At 62.5% G+C, this 14,362-nt stretch carries 12 protein-coding genes; 9 read left to right on the forward strand and 3 right to left on the reverse strand.

Annotation, left to right across the window (positions count from 1 at the left end; genetic code table 11):
* The first annotated feature begins 74 nt into the window (after window positions 1-74).
* The 5 genes from J3P73_RS03530 to J3P73_RS03550 all read left to right on the forward strand — a co-directional run bounded on the left by J3P73_RS03530 (window position 75) and on the right by J3P73_RS03550 (window position 6,310).
* A complete protein-coding gene (locus J3P73_RS03530; protein ID WP_075224271.1) occupies window positions 75-1,871 on the forward strand; it encodes an acyl-CoA dehydrogenase C-terminal domain-containing protein in 1,797 nt (598 codons plus the stop codon).
* 141 nt (window positions 1,872-2,012) lie between these two features.
* On the forward strand, window positions 2,013-3,221 hold the full coding sequence (locus tag J3P73_RS03535) for an acetyl-CoA C-acetyltransferase (protein ID WP_024321010.1): 1,209 nt from the start codon (window positions 2,013-2,015) through the stop codon (window positions 3,219-3,221).
* Window positions 3,222-3,223: 2 nt separating this feature from the next.
* Window positions 3,224-3,607 carry a cupin domain-containing protein gene (locus J3P73_RS03540; protein WP_024321009.1) on the forward strand — a complete coding sequence of 128 codons (384 nt, stop codon included), beginning with the start codon at window positions 3,224-3,226 and terminating at the stop codon, window positions 3,605-3,607.
* Window positions 3,608-3,622: 15 nt separating this feature from the next.
* The gene (locus J3P73_RS03545; protein ID WP_130690763.1) at window positions 3,623-5,836 is read left to right on the forward strand and encodes a 3-hydroxyacyl-CoA dehydrogenase NAD-binding domain-containing protein; all 2,214 of its coding nucleotides are present in this window, start codon (window positions 3,623-3,625) and stop codon (window positions 5,834-5,836) included.
* 264 nt (window positions 5,837-6,100) lie between these two features.
* Complete coding sequence (locus J3P73_RS03550; RefSeq protein ID WP_003545273.1) at window positions 6,101-6,310, forward strand: cold-shock protein; 210 nt, start codon at window positions 6,101-6,103, stop codon at window positions 6,308-6,310.
* A gap of 438 nt (window positions 6,311-6,748) precedes the next feature.
* On the opposite strand, the gene J3P73_RS03555 is transcribed toward J3P73_RS03550, so the two are convergent.
* On the reverse strand, window positions 6,749-7,249 hold the full coding sequence (locus tag J3P73_RS03555) for a MarR family winged helix-turn-helix transcriptional regulator (RefSeq protein ID WP_207579772.1): 501 nt from the start codon (window positions 7,247-7,249) through the stop codon (window positions 6,749-6,751).
* Window positions 7,250-7,307: 58 nt separating this feature from the next.
* Between J3P73_RS03555 and J3P73_RS03560 the strand changes: the two genes are divergently transcribed.
* Window positions 7,308-7,712, forward strand: coding sequence for a GFA family protein (locus J3P73_RS03560; RefSeq protein WP_018072466.1), 405 nt, complete (start codon window positions 7,308-7,310; stop codon window positions 7,710-7,712).
* A 93-nt stretch (window positions 7,713-7,805) separates the two neighbouring features.
* Entirely contained in the window at window positions 7,806-8,249 is a 444-nt protein-coding gene (locus J3P73_RS03565; RefSeq protein ID WP_130654535.1) for a YybH family protein, read from the forward strand.
* A 6-nt stretch (window positions 8,250-8,255) separates the two neighbouring features.
* On the opposite strand, the gene J3P73_RS03570 is transcribed toward J3P73_RS03565, so the two are convergent.
* Complete coding sequence (locus J3P73_RS03570; protein WP_018072468.1) at window positions 8,256-9,458, reverse strand: MFS transporter; 1,203 nt, start codon at window positions 9,456-9,458, stop codon at window positions 8,256-8,258.
* 137 nt (window positions 9,459-9,595) lie between these two features.
* On the opposite strand from J3P73_RS03570, the gene J3P73_RS03575 reads away from it, so the two are divergent.
* Window positions 9,596-10,153, forward strand: a complete 558-nt coding sequence (locus J3P73_RS03575) for a TetR/AcrR family transcriptional regulator (protein ID WP_130690765.1) — start codon at window positions 9,596-9,598, stop codon at window positions 10,151-10,153.
* 9 nt (window positions 10,154-10,162) lie between these two features.
* Here J3P73_RS03575 and J3P73_RS03580 read toward each other — a convergent pair whose 3' ends face one another.
* Complete coding sequence (locus J3P73_RS03580; RefSeq protein WP_130773930.1) at window positions 10,163-13,687, reverse strand: PAS domain-containing hybrid sensor histidine kinase/response regulator; 3,525 nt, start codon at window positions 13,685-13,687, stop codon at window positions 10,163-10,165.
* Between the two features lie 206 nt (window positions 13,688-13,893).
* Between J3P73_RS03580 and mscL the strand changes: the two genes are divergently transcribed.
* A complete protein-coding gene (gene mscL, locus J3P73_RS03585; RefSeq protein WP_018072471.1) occupies window positions 13,894-14,331 on the forward strand; it encodes a large conductance mechanosensitive channel protein MscL in 438 nt (145 codons plus the stop codon).
* Window positions 14,332-14,362 lie beyond the last annotated feature (31 nt).

Raw genomic sequence — 14,362 nt, forward strand, 5'->3', positions numbered from 1 at the left:
CAAACGTCAATATTTTGTAAGACAGTGCCCGAGGCTGGAGCGATCCGGTCAGTCGAATGGGAGGAATTTGAGAGATGCCAGTCTACAAGGCCCCGGTGAACGATACGCTCTTCGTCCTGAACGATGTGCTGGGCCTCGAACGCTACAACAATCTGCCGGGTTTTGCCGACGCGACCCCCGATATGATCGAAGCGATCCTCGGCGAGGCCGGAAGGGTTGCCGAGGAAGCTCTCTTTCCGCTGAATTATTCCGGCGATCAGGAAGGCTGCACGCGCCACGACGATGCGAGCGTCTCGACGCCGAAGGGTTTCAAGGAAGCCTATAAAGCCTATCGCGAAGGCGGCTGGATCGGCCTTGCGGTGCCGGAGGAATTCGGCGGGCAGGGGCTTCCCTACACGCTGCATACCGCCGTCGGCGAATATACCTCGGCCGCCAACATGTCGCTGATGATGTATCCGGGCCTGACGCAGGGTGCGATCGCAGCACTCCTCGTCCACGGCTCCGACGAGCAGAAGGCCACCTATCTGCCGAAGATGGTGGACGGCACGTGGTCCGGCACCATGAACCTGACCGAGCCGCATTGCGGCACCGATCTCGGCATGCTGCGCACCAAGGCGGTGCCGCAGGCTGACGGCAGCTACAAGATCTCCGGCCAGAAGATCTTCATCTCCGCGGGCGAGCACGATCTGACCGACAATATCATCCATCTGGTGCTGGCCCGCATCGAGGGTGCGCCCGAGGGCACCAAGGGCATCTCGCTCTTCATCGTTCCGAAATTCCTCGTCGGCAAGGACGGCGCGGTCGGCGCCCGCAACGCCGTCTCCTGCGGCGCCATCGAGCACAAGATGGGCATCCACGCCAACGCCACCTGCGTGATGAATTACGACGAGGCGACCGGCTTCCTGATCGGCGCCGAAAACCGCGGCCTCAACGCCATGTTCGTGATGATGAACGAGGCTCGCCTGATGGTCGGCCTGCAGGGCGTCGCCATTTCCGAGATCGCCTATCAGAACGCCGCCAGCTACGCCCGCGATCGCATCCAGGGCCGCTCGCTGTCCGGCCCCAAGGCGCCGGACAAGAAGGCCGATCCGATCATCGTCCATCCGGACATTCGCCGGACGCTGATGACCATCCGTGCTTTCAACGAGGGCGGCCGCGCCTTCCTGCTGTGGACCGCGCTCAAGTCTGATATCGCCCACCGCGCTAGCGACGAGAAGGAGCGCCAGACGGCCGACGATATTCTCGGCCTCGTCACCCCGATCCTCAAGGGCGTGATGACCGACAAGGGCTTCGATCATGCCGTCATGGCCCAGCAGGTCTTCGGTGGCCACGGCTATATCGAAGAACACGGCATGAGCCAGTATGTGCGCGATGCCCGCATCGCCATGATTTATGAAGGCGCCAACGGCATTCAGGCGCTCGATCTCGTCGGCCGCAAGCTCGCCTTGAACGGCGGCCGCGCCGCCATGGCCCTCTTCAAGGAGATCGGCGATTTCTGCGAGGAGAACCGCAGCAACGAAAAGCTATCCTTCTTCACCAAGCATCTGAAGAAGGGCTTGAACGACGTCCAGGGCGCGACCATGTGGTTCATGCAGAACGCCATGGCCAAGCCCGATAATGCCGGCGCCGGCTCGACCGACTACATGCACCTCTTCGGCCTCGTCATTCTCGGCTATATGTGGGCAAAGATGGCGAAAGCCGCCGAGGATGGCCTTGCATCCGGCGATGCCGCCCGTGAGGATTACCTGAAGAACAAGCTGGTCACCGCCCGCTTCTTCATGGAACGCCTGATGCCGGAAACCGCGCTTCGCAAGGCCCGCATCGAAGCCGGCGCCGACACGATGATGGAACTGGCCGCCGAAGCGTTTTGAGACGAATTCCCTCTTCTCCCCAGCGGGGGTCCGAAGGACGGGTCGAGACCGGTGGCTCGACCCAGGCAGAGGTGGCCCGTTGGGCAGAAGAGGGAAGAACGAAATTCACCGGCGCCGCCGCGCCGTCAGGGAGATGAGACAATGACCGAGGTTTTCATTTACGACCACGTGCGTACGCCGCGCGGCCGCGGCAAGAAGGACGGCGCCCTGCATGAGGTGCCCTCCGTCCGCCTCGCCGCGAAGACGCTGGAAGCGATCCGCGAGCGCAACGGGCTCAATACAGAAACCGTCGACGACATCATCATGGGCTGCGTCGATCCGGTCATGGATGCCGGCGCCGTCATCCCCAAGGCCGCCGCCTTCGAAGCCGGTTACTCCACCAAGGCGCCCGGCATGCAGATCTCCCGCTTCTGCGCCTCCGGCCTCGATGCCGTCAATTTCGGTGCCGGCAAGATCGCCCAAGGAGCCGACGATATCGTCATCGCGGGCGGCGTCGAAAGCATGTCCCGCGTCGGCCTCGGCATGTCGGGCGGCGCCTGGTTCATGGATCCTTCCGTGAATTTCCCGGCCTATTTCATGCCTCAGGGCGTCTCGGCCGATCTGATCGCCACCAAATACGGCTTCAGCAGAACCGATGTCGACGCTTACGCGGTCGAGAGCCAGAAGCGTGCCGCCCATGCCTGGGAACGGGGCTGGTTCGACAAGTCGGTCATCCCGGTCAAGGACCAGAACGGCCTGACGATCCTGGCAAAGGATGAACACATGCGCCCCGGCACCGATATGCAGGCGCTCGCCTCCCTCAATCCGTCCTTCCAGATGCCCGGCGAGATGGGCGGCTTCGAGGCCGTCGGCATTCAGGCCCATCCTGAGATCGAGCGCATCAACTATGTTCATCATGCCGGTAATTCCTCCGGCATCGTCGATGGCGCCAGTGTCGTCCTGCTCGGCTCCAAAGCCGGCGGTGAGAGCATGAGCATAAAGCCGCGCGCCCGCATCAAGGCTTTCGCCAATATCGGCTCCGATCCGGCCCTGATGCTGACCGGGCCCGTCGACGTCACCGAGAAGCTGTTGAAACGATCAGGCATGAGCCTTTCCGACATCGACCTCTTCGAGTTGAATGAGGCCTTCGCTGCCGTGGTGCTGCGCTACATGCAGGCCTTCGACATCGACCATGACAGGATCAACGTCAATGGCGGCGCCATCGCCATGGGCCATCCGCTCGGCGCCACCGGCGCGATGATCCTCGGCACGGTGCTGGATGAACTCGAACGCCGCGACCTCAACACCGCGCTGGTGACGCTCTGCATCGGCGCCGGCATGGGCACGGCAACGGTTATCGAAAGGGTCTGACGATGGGCTTCAACACCGGCACGATCGAAACCGAATATGCCGAGGTCACCGAGCACTGGTCGCCCCGCGTCATCGCTGATCTCAACGGCCAGAGCGTCAAGCTCGCCAAGGTCCAAGGCCAGCTCGCCTGGCATTCTCACCGCGACGAGGACGAGCTTTTCCTCATCTGGAAGGGGTCGCTGACCATCGAATATCGCGACCGCCCGCATGTGCATCTGAGCGCCGGTGATTTTCATGTCGTGCCGAGGGGCGTCGAGCATAATCCGGTTGCGCCGGAGGAATGCTGGATCGTGCTTTTCGAGCCGTCGCTGACCAAGCATACCGGCGATGTCGTCACCGAAAAGACGAAGACCTTAGACGCGCAGCGCAGCCATTTGCCGGCCTGATCGGGGAGGAACCCAATGACCTACACCAATTTCACGCTCGAAACCGACGCCGACGGCATCGCTCTCGTCACCTGGGACATGCCCGGCAAATCGATGAACGTCTTCACCGCCGAGGTGATGGCCGAACTCGACGCCATCATCGACGCCACGACTGCTGATGCTGCCGTCAAGGGTGTCGTCTTCACCTCGGGCAAGTCCTCCTTCTCCGGCGGCGCCGATCTGTCGATGATCAAATCGATGTTCAGCTCCTATCAGGAGGAAAAGGCAAAGAGCCCAGAGACGGCCGTGCAGAACCTCTTCGGTCTGGTCGGCCGCATGAGCGGCCTGTTCCGCAAGCTCGAAACGTCGGGCAAGCCCTGGGTTTCCGCCATCAACGGCACCTGCATGGGCGGCGCTTTCGAACTGTCGCTCGCCTGCCACGGCCGCGTCGCCTCCAATGCCAAGAGCGTCAAGATCGCGCTGCCCGAGGTGAAGGTCGGTATCTTCCCCGGCGCCGGCGGCACGCAGCGTGTGCCACGGCTGGCGAACGCCCAGGATGCGCTGCAGATGATGACGACGGGCCAGTCGTTGACCGGCTCCCGCGCCAAGGCGATGAACCTCGTGCATCAGGTGGTCGAGCCGGATCTGCTCATCCCGGCCGCCAAGCAGATGATCAAGGATGGCCTGAAGCCGATCGCCCCCTGGGACGAGAAGGGCTTCAAGGCGCCGGGCGGCGGCATCTGGACGCCGGCTTCCGCCCTGCTCTGGCCGGCAGCCCCGGCGATCCTGCGCCGGGAAACATCGGGCAATTATCCGGCGGCGCTTGCCATCCTGAAATGCGTCTATGAAGGCTTGCAGGTGCCGTTCGATACGGGCCTGAAGATCGAGCAGCGTTATTTCACCGAGGTGCTGCAGACCCGCGAAGCCTTCTCGATGATCCGTTCGCTGTTCATCTCCATGCAGGAGCTCGGCAAGGGCGCCCGCCGCCCGGCCGGTCACCCCAAGACCGAGCTGAAACATGTCGGCGTCGTCGGCGCCGGTTTTATGGGCGCCTCGATCGCTTATGTCACCGCCGCCGCCGGCATTCCGGTGACGCTGATCGACCGCGACATCGAAGCGGCGACCAAGGGCAAGACCGTCTCGGAAGGCCTGGTCAAGGATTCGATCGGTAAGGGGCGTCTTACGCAGGACGAAGCGGCTGCACTGCTCTCCCGCATCACGCCCTCGGCAGACTATGCCGACCTCGCCAATGCCGATCTCGTCATCGAGGCGGTGTTCGAGGATCGCGAGGTGAAGAAAGCGGTCATCGAGGCGGTCGAAGCCGTGCTGCCGGAAGGCGCGGTCTTCGCCTCCAATACCTCGACCCTGCCGATCTCAGGTCTCGCCAGGAATTCGAAACGCCCTGCCGATTTTATCGGCATTCACTTCTTCTCGCCTGTCGAGAAGATGATGCTGACCGAGGTCATCCTCGGAAGCGACACCGGCGACAGGGCGCTGGCCGTCGCTCTCGACTATGTCGCGGCCATCAAGAAGACGCCGATCGTCGTCAATGACACCCGCGGCTTCTTCGTCAATCGCTGCGTGCTGCGTTACATGTCGGAAAGCTACGATATGCTGATCGAGGGCGTGCCGCCTGTGATGATCGAGAATGCCGCCAAGATGGCCGGCATGCCGGTCGGTCCCCTGGCGCTCAACGACGAGGTCGCCATCGACCTCTCGCTGAAGATCCTCAAGGCGACGGTCGCCGATCTCGGCGAAAAGGCCATCGACCCCAGGCATATGGAACTCATCTCCCGCATGGTGGAAAAGGAGGGCCGTTTCGGCCGCAAGAATTCCAAGGGCTTCTACGACTATCCGCCGAAGCCGGCCAAGAAGTCCCTCTGGCCCGACCTCAAGACCTTCTATCCGCAGAAGCAGGCGGATGAGGTCGACGTCAACGTCCTGAAACAGCGTTTCCTCGTCACCATCGCGCTCGAAGCCGCACGCACGGTGGAGGAAGGCATCGTCACCGATCCGCGCGAAGCGGATGTCGGTTCGATCCTGGGCTTTGGCTTCGCGCCCTATACCGGCGGGGCGCTGAGCTATATCGACGGGATGGGCGCGCAGGCTTTCGTGGAATTGGCGGAAAAGTTAGCTACTGCTTACGGAAGTCACTTCAAGCCGACGCCGCTGCTGAAGGACATGGCCGCCAAGGGCGAGACGTTTTACGGCCGGTTCGACCCCTATGCGAAGCTGGGGAAGGCGGCTTAGGCCGCCTTTACCCATCCTGCCGCGGCGCTACGACGTTCAAGAATTATTCGACTTCACCCTCGCCATTTGAATTCGACTTTCCCTTGCTGCGGCCTTGTCACGGACACAATTTCCGATTACATGTTCGCGCATCGATCTTGCTAGATGAACTTTGAAACGGCCTCGCGTCGTTCCTGGCGAACTTCCTCCAAAATCGGTTTTCATCGCCGCTTGGCATTTATCCGAGCTGCAATCTTCTATGAACGATTCGAAAAGGATATCGTCATGAGCACAGGTACCGTAAAGTGGTTCAACGCAACCAAGGGCTTCGGCTTCATTCAGCCGGATGACGGCGCAGCCGACGTTTTCGTCCACATCTCTGCCGTTGAACGTGCTGGCATGCGCGATCTCAAGGATGGCCAGAAGCTGTCTTACGAGCTCGTCCGCGACAACAAGTCCGGCAAGATGTCGGCAGACCGCCTCCAGGCGGCCTGAGCCTTCAAGGCTCTAAATATCATCTCCGGATCGTGACCACGGATGTACTGGCACGGTTCGTTGAGATAGCAGGGAAGGTCGGGTTACCCCGGCCTTTTTTTGTGTCTGGTCGGTTGATGCTGTGCCCGATTGGCGGAGTTGTTGGCATCGCCTTGGCACATAGGTCGTGCCGTATAAGCCCCCCTCTGCCCTGCCGGGCATCTCCCCCACAGGTGGGGAGATCACAAGTGGCTTGAACTTCCTGCCCATCTACCGTTTCGCCGTGCTGGACGTCCGCTGTTTGGGGAAGCCCGTGTGCCCAGCCAATCTCCCCACCTGTGGGGGAGATGCCCGGCAGGGCAGAGGGGGGCGATCACGGCATGACCTTAGAGAATCTTTCGCATCGCCAAGCCGAGTGCGTCCACCGGCGACAACAGGCCCGCAGGACGGGTAACGCGCTCAACCTCCTGGCGCCTCGGCACCCTCCAGCCTGTCCATGACTCGCGCCATCACCGCACGTGCGGCATCGAGTTCCGCTGGCGTGAACGCGGCGCCCAGTCCGTCGGCCCACCCGGCTTGCGCGATCTCGATGACACCGAGCCGCGCGGCCCCTTCTGCGGTCAGTCGCACCAGCTTGGCGCGCTGGTGCTGCGGGTTGTCGGCATAGGCGATCAGCCCTTCGCCTTCCAGCACGTCCGCCAGCCGCTGCACGCCTTGGCGGGCGACGCCGAGTGCGCGGGCGATCTGCGCCACCGACATGCCGCCGCGTCGTGCCGCCGCCAGCACCTGCCAGCGCGCGCTCGTCTGTCCTGCCGGCTTTGCCAGCCGGTCGCCCGCCGCCGTCAGATGGGCGGCGAGGCGAAGGGCGGTGATCGCGAAAGCGGAAAAGGCATCCCCCTCCATTGTTCGCTCCGGTCGATTTTGTTTGACAACATGTTGTCGATTTTGTATCTCATCCATAATGACAACATATTGTCATGTACGGAGACTGAAGGCAACGTCGAAGGAGGAGAGCGCCATGAAGAAAACCTACAAGGGAAGCTGCCATTGCGGCAAAGTGCACTATGAGGTGGACATGGACCTCGAGGAGGGCACCGGCCGCTGCAATTGTACGATCTGCGCCAAGCGCCGCTATTGGGGCGCCAACGTCAAGCCGGAGGATTTCCGGCTGATGTGCGACCAGGCGGAAACGTCCGACTATCAGTTCAACACCATGAGCGGTCATCATCGCTTCTGCCGTACTTGCGGTGTGCCGGCCTATGGTGACGGTTATGTCGAAGCGATCGGCGGGGCCTATGTCTCGATCAACATCGCCTGCCTCGACGATATCACGCCCGAGGAACTGGCAGCACTGCCCGTCCGTTATGCCGATGGCAGGCACGATGCCTGGTGGAACGAACCGGCGGTGACGAGTTATCTCTGACGCAATTCCAAAAGTGCGCAGCGGTTCTATCGCTGATGTCGGATCGTCGTCCTCCCCTTCGTCCTCTGTCCATAACGGAGAAGGAGAACGATCGTGAAAGACGAAGAGAACGCCAGGATTGAGGAAGAGGCGATCATCGCCATGCTGATGATGCGCGCCAAGGCGCTGGGTGAGAAGAACGCCAGCGACGCGCTTTCCTATGAGGCCGAGGATTCCGTCGAATTTTCGCTGGCGCCGCCGCTCGTCTACCACGGCAAGGACGAAGCGGGTCTGCAGGCCTGGTTCGATACCTGGGAAGGCCCGATCGGCGGCGAGGTGCGCGATGCCAGACTGACGGCCGGAGAGGATGTCGCCTTCTGGAGCGGCCTCATGCGCATGACCGGGACCAAGACCGATGGCACCGCGGTCGATCTCTGGTTCCGCCAGACCCTCGGCCTCGTCAAGCAGGATGGCCGCTGGCTGGTTGCCCATCAGCACGCCTCGGTGCCCTTCGCCATGGACGGCAGCGGCCGGGCGCTGCTCGACCTTAAACCGTAAAGACTGTCAGGCAGCACTCCCCGCGACCTTCCGCCGGTCGGCGCGAATGCTCATCAGTCCGACGCCCATCAAAAGCAGGATCGCCGTCGCATAGATGTCCGTCGTCAGTGCGTAACCGGCCGATTTCGCCAGGAACCCGGCCAGGATCGCCGGCAGGCTGAAGGCGAGGTAGCTCTGGACATAAAAGGCCGACAGCAGCCCGGCTCGCTCGTCCGGTTTGGCGAGCGGCATGATGGTGCCGATCGAACCGAGGAAATTGGTGCCGAAACCGGCGCCGGTGAAAATCGTGCCGATCAGCAGCAGCGGCACATTGGCGAGATGCACGCCGGCAACGACGGTCAGGATACCGAGCGTCTTGGCCGATACGCCGAAAGCGAGATTGGCCGAGGCCGTCTTGCTGCGCCTGAGATAGACGGCAATCGCTCCGCTCATCATCAATGCGGTGACGACGGCCCCGCCCGTCAGCGGCGCCCGGCTACCGGTTGTGGTGGCGACCAAGGATGGGACCAGCGAGAGATAGAAGCCGGCGAGCGTCCAGTTGGCGATGTTGATCGGTGTCACCAGCGAGAGCGGTCGCTTCACCTGCGGCGGAACGGTGACCCGCGGGATCAGCGAGCCGAGTGCGCCCGGCCGCGTGCCGCCGGTCTCGTGCGTCAGCCAGATGACCGCTGCCTGCAGCGTGAAGGCGACGAGCAGCAGCGCATAGATCAGATGCATCGGGAAGGGGCCGTATTGGATCAAGGCGCTGGTGCCGACCGCGCCCACCGCCATGCCGGAAAGCGGTGCGATCGAGTTGACGATCTGTCCCTTTGCCCGGTCGACATCGACGAGCGCCGCTCCGAGCGAGGCGCCGGCGATACCCGTTGCCAGCCCCTGCACGATCCGTGCTGCGATCAGCCAGCCGGGACCGCTTGCGACGACGAAGAGCGCCATGGCGACGATTTCGAGCACAAGGGCGAAGAAGATTACCGGCTTGCGGCCGAGGTGGTCGGAGATTGAGCCAGCGGTCAGCAGCGCCGCCAGCAGTGCGAAGGCGTAGACCGCGAAAATCACCGTGATCAGCACCGGCGAGACGGAGAAGTTTTCCTGATAGATCCGGTAGAGCGGCGTCGGCGCCGCGGAGGCGCCGAAGAAGGTGGCGAGCGTCAGCGCATGAAAGCCGATCGAGGCGCGCGGCGAATTCTCGGTGGATTTGGCTGCGACGAACATATATAAGCTCCTTAAAGCTAAGCCGTTGCGTTAGCTTATGTAGAGCAGGCATTTCGTAAAAGCAAATTCTTTGCGTTAATAGGTCTGTCAAAGATTTTGAACCATCGGCATCAAGGAGAGAAAGTCGGGTTGCCCGCATGACAGTGAAAGAGAATCTCCGTCCGGGCGGCAGAAGCGCCCGGGTTCAGGCATCGGTGCACAAGGCGGTCCGTGAGCTGATGGCCGAGATGAGCCGCGCCGACGTGACGATCCCCCTGATCGCCGGCAAGGCGGGGGTGACGCCATCGACCATCTATCGCCGCTGGGGCGACCTGCAGGAGCTTTTCGCCGATGTCGCCGTCGATCGGCTGCGCCCGGATATGCAGCCGGTCGATGCCGGCAGTGGCAAGGCCGATCTCGAAGCCTGGGCCGAGCAATATGCCGAGGAAATGTCCTCCGGGCCGGGCCGCGAGATGATCCGCGACGTGCTGGCGGCGCAGGCGGGCGCAAATGCCTGCAAATGCGCTGAATTTACCCGCCAGCAGATCGCTGTCATCGCCGAGAGGGCAAAGGCCCGCGGCGAGGTCTTTCCGGATGTTGACCGCGTCATGGACCAGGTCGTGGCGCCGATCATGTACCGCATCCTGTTCGGTGACGTGCCGGATGCAGCGCGCGTGCGCGATCTGGTCGCCCGTGTCATGGGCGCGACGGACTGAGCGGATCTCTTACTCCGCGGCTGCGCGCTTGAGGCCGGAAATCTGGGTGATATAGGCGCGCAGTGCCGCCGGGCGCACCGGTTTGTGCTGAACGGCGATGCAGTATCGCTCGGCCTCGCTGCGCACCTCCGGCGTGCGGTCGGCCGTGATCAGCAAAGCGGGAATATCGGCGCCGAACTGCCGGCGCAGATGCAGGATAGCAGCAATACCGGTGCCGTCGCCGAGATGATAATCGGCGATGACGATATCTGGGGGTCCGTCCCGACCGTCGCTTGATATCACGTCGGCGAGACAATCCAGCGCCGCCACCTCGCAGCCCCAGCCGCTGATCAAGAGCCGCATGCCCTCAAGGATCTTCGGCTCATTGTCGATGCAGAGGATTTTCAGCCCGCTCAGCGGCTGCCCCGGACGGTCGGCGGGCGTGACGGCCACTGTGGCCTCGGCCGGGCGCGAGACGTCGAGCGGCATGACGATTCGGAATTCCGTGCCCCTGCCATGCGTCGACTGCAGCTCGACCGGATGGTTGAGCACGCGGGCGATGCGGTCGACGATCGAAAGGCCGAGCCCGAGGCCGGAGGCGGTTTTCGCGCCCTCGTCCAGCCGCGCGAATTCCTTGAACACGGTGCGGAATTTCGATGGCGGAATGCCGATGCCGGAATCGATCACCTGGATGATCACCTGGTTGCCGCGCCGCCGCGCGCCGACCAGCACCTTGCCGCTGATCGTGTATTTGATGGCGTTGGAGACGAGGTTCTGCACCAGCCGGCGCAGCAGGTTGGGGTCGGAGCGGACCCTGAGCGACGTCGGCATGACCACCAGCTTCAGCTGTTTTTCGCGGGCGATCGGCGCGAAATCGGTCTCGATACGCTTCAGCAGGTCGGAGAGCGCGACGGAGGCAAGCCGCGGCCGCATGGCGCCGGTATCGAGCCTGGAGATATCGAGCACCGCGCCGAGAATGGTCTCGACCGATTCCAGCGCGGAATCGATGTTGCGCACGATCAGGCTGTTGTCGGATTGCGCCATGCGCTCGACCAGCGCCGAGGAATAGAGCCTGGCGGCATTGAGCGGCTGCAGGATATCGTGGCCGGCGGCGGCAAAAAAGCGTGTCTTGCCGATATTCGCTTCGTCGGCAGCGGCGCGTGCCTCGCCGAGTTCGTGGTTGACGCGGGTAAGCTCGGCCGTACGTTCGGCAACGCGCTGCTCCAGAGTCTCATTCGCCTGTTTCAGCGCCTGGTCGGCACTCACGCGCTGGGTGATGTCGGTGAAGGTGGCGACGATGCCCTTGTCGGGCATGGCATTGGAACGCACCTCGATGATCCGCTCGCCGCCGCCGAGCACCAGCGAAAAGGGTTTGTCGAGCGTCAGGAAATGTCGCACCGTCTGGCTGAGATCGCCGGGCGCGATGTCGCCGCGCTGGCTGAGCGTAGTGACGATATCGGACAGGGGAAAACCGACCTGGCCGGCACTTTCCGGCAGATCCAGCAATTGCCGGAAGCGCCGGTTCCAGATCGTCAGCCGGTTGGAACTGTCGAAGACGGCAATGCCCTGGTCCATCTGCGAAAGTGCGGTCTGCAGCATGTCCTGGTTATATTGCAGCGCCTCGCTCGCCTGGTCGAGCAGCCAGGCCGTGTCGGAAGAGGCATCCTCGATCTTCTGCAGGATCAATGACAGCACCAGCCGGGCCGAAGACGAGCCGATGGCGCTGCCGAGCAGTTGTTCGCTGAAATGGATGAGCGCCATGTCTGCCGGCTGTTCGTCCTCCAGCTTGCGGCCGGAGCTTTGTTCGTAGGTCGTCAACGAGCGCTGCATGCGCTCTTCGCCGAGATAGCGCGAGATCGCCGCCTTGAGATCGCCGACGCTGATGCGGGTCTTCCAGCCGCGCGTGGCAAATTGCGAGCGCGAATGCCGCTTGACGAAGATGCCGGCCTGGATGCGCTCCAGCGGCCTGGCGTTGCGGGTGAGCGAGCCGACGATAAAGAAGGCGGTGTTGACGAGCAGGCTCATCGCCGTCGCATTGACCAGCGGATCGGCGTCGGCTGCGGTGAACAATGTCGTCCCGGGGAAGATGAAGCCGAGCACGGCGCTTGCCACATAGGAATAATCGGGGCCGCCGAGCGAGGGCAGGAACAGCAGGTAGATCCAGATGACGAAACCGGAGGTCAGCCCGAGGATCGCGCCGCGCGCGTTCGCCCGCCGCCAGATCAGCCCGCCGAACAGCGCGGGGGCGATTTGCGCGATCGCGGCAAAGGAAAGAAGGCCGATCGAGGCAAGGCCGGCGGTGCTGTCGGTCGAACGGTAATAGGCGTAGCCGAACAGCAGCACGGCGAAAATGGCGCTGCGGCGGATGTTGAGCAGCGTCTTGGCGAAATTGTCGCGCTGGCTGGCGCGGCCGGCGAGTTTGCGCCTGAGGAAGATCGGCATGATGATGTCGTTCGACACCATGATCGACAGCGCGACGGAATCGACGATGACCATCGCCGTTGCGGCGGAGAAACCGCCGATGAAGATGATCAGCGAAATGACGGGCATCTGGCCGGCAAGCGGCAGCGACAGCATGTAGAAATCGGCATTGCCGCTACCGCCGAAGGTCAGCAGCCCGCCGATCGCCACCGGCAGCACGAAGAGATTGATTGATATGAGATAGGTGGGAAACAGGAAGCCGGCGAGTTTCAGCTGTTTCGGGGTTCGGTTTTCGACAACCGTCACGTGGAATTGCCGCGGCAGCAGGATGATCGCAAAGGCCGACAAGATGATCAGGGTGATCCAGCGGCTGATTGGCGTATGGTAGCTGAGCGCCGACATGACCAGCTCATTGTCGACGGTCTTGCGCCAGAGGTCGGTCGGGCCATCGAAGAGAAACCAGATGACGCAGACGCCGGCCGTCAGGAAGGCGACGAGCTTGACCACCGATTCCATCGAGACGGCGAGGATGAGGCCGTCCTGATGCTCCGTCGCATCCGTATGCCGCGTGCCGAACATGATGGCGAAGCAGGCTAGCACCAGCGTTGCGACGAGCGGCAGGTCGAGGAAATAGAGGTTGCCGCTGCCGATGCCGTAATCGAACGGATTGACCATGGCGCTGACGGTGCTGGAGATCGCCTTGAGCTGCAGCGCAATATAAGGAATGGCGCCGATCAGCGAGATCAATGCGACGATCGTTGCGACCGTCGAGTTCTTGCCGTAGCGGGCGGCGACGAAATCGGCAACCGATGTGAGCTTCTCCGCCTTGGCGAGCTCGATGATACGGCGAAGCAGCGGCATGCCGAGCGTGAAGACCAGGATGGGGCCGATATAGATGCCGGCAAATTCCAGGCCCCGCTGCGCCGCAAGCCCGACGCTGCCGAAATAGGTCCAGGAGGTGCAGTAGATCGCAAGGCTCAGCGCATAGACCACCGGCCATCCGCCTTCCAGCGTGCCCGGGCCGCCTTGCCGCGTGCCCGGGCCGCGGTTCTTGCGGTCGCCATAGCTCGCCACGGCGAAAAGCAGGAGCAGATAGCCGAAGGCAGACGCGAATATGACCCAGCCTGGAAGCATTGACCCTCCGCCGGCGGAAAACCCGCCGGGACCTCCCGCAACATGGGTCAGCTTAAGTTATTTCGAGCACTTTGAGAATTCCCGCCGGTCTAGGCCTTAAGTCAAAGACCGCACGGGGTATCCCCAAATAATTACGATTGCCGATTGATTAATTGCAATGAAGATGTAGCTAATAAAAACAATTGTATCAGAGGGAGACGGATCCGATGCTCAATGAGTTCAAGGCCTTTATCGCCCGCGGCAATGTCATGGATCTTGCGGTCGGCGTTATCATCGGCGGCGCCTTCGGTGGCATCGTCAAATCTCTGGTGGATGACCTCATTATGCCGATCGTCGGCGCCATTTTCGGCGGCTTCGATTTTTCGAATTACTTCTTTCCACTGTCGTCGGCCGTCAACGCGCCGACGCTTGCCGCCGCCCGCGCCCAGGGAGCGGTCTTTGCCTATGGCAGTTTTCTCACCGTGCTCATCAACTTCCTCATTCTCGCCTGGATCATCTTCCTGATGGTCAAGGGCGTGAACACCATGCGTGCCCAGATCGAGCGCCAGGAAAAGGCGGCACCGGAAGAGCTGCCCCCGCCGCCGGCAGACGTTCAGCTGCTGACGGAAATCCGCGATCTTCTCGCCAAGCGCCCGACGGCTTGATCCCGTCCGCTGCGGCCGGGCTCAATCATCA

Origin of the sequence: Rhizobium ruizarguesonis (assembly GCF_017357285.1) — a bacterium.
GTDB lineage: Bacteria > Pseudomonadota > Alphaproteobacteria > Rhizobiales > Rhizobiaceae > Rhizobium > Rhizobium ruizarguesonis.

Bases quoted from the DNA above. Each gene is read 5' to 3' on its own strand.
- J3P73_RS03530 (WP_075224271.1), top strand. From the start codon at position 75: ATGCCAGTCTACAAGGCCCCGGTGAACGATACGCTCTTCGTCCTGAAC.
- J3P73_RS03540 (WP_024321009.1), top strand. From the start codon at position 3,224: ATGGGCTTCAACACCGGCACGATCGAAACCGAATATGCCGAGGTCACC.
- J3P73_RS03545 (WP_130690763.1), top strand. From the start codon at position 3,623: ATGACCTACACCAATTTCACGCTCGAAACCGACGCCGACGGCATCGCT.
- J3P73_RS03535 (WP_024321010.1), top strand. From the start codon at position 2,013: ATGACCGAGGTTTTCATTTACGACCACGTGCGTACGCCGCGCGGCCGC.
- J3P73_RS03580 (WP_130773930.1), bottom strand. From the start codon at position 13,687: ATGCTTCCAGGCTGGGTCATATTCGCGTCTGCCTTCGGCTATCTGCTC.
- J3P73_RS03570 (WP_018072468.1), bottom strand. From the start codon at position 9,458: ATGTTCGTCGCAGCCAAATCCACCGAGAATTCGCCGCGCGCCTCGATC.
- J3P73_RS03560 (WP_018072466.1), top strand. From the start codon at position 7,308: ATGAAGAAAACCTACAAGGGAAGCTGCCATTGCGGCAAAGTGCACTAT.
- J3P73_RS03575 (WP_130690765.1), top strand. From the start codon at position 9,596: ATGACAGTGAAAGAGAATCTCCGTCCGGGCGGCAGAAGCGCCCGGGTT.
- J3P73_RS03555 (WP_207579772.1), bottom strand. From the start codon at position 7,249: ATGGATGAGATACAAAATCGACAACATGTTGTCAAACAAAATCGACCG.
- mscL (WP_018072471.1), top strand. From the start codon at position 13,894: ATGCTCAATGAGTTCAAGGCCTTTATCGCCCGCGGCAATGTCATGGAT.
- J3P73_RS03550 (WP_003545273.1), top strand. From the start codon at position 6,101: ATGAGCACAGGTACCGTAAAGTGGTTCAACGCAACCAAGGGCTTCGGC.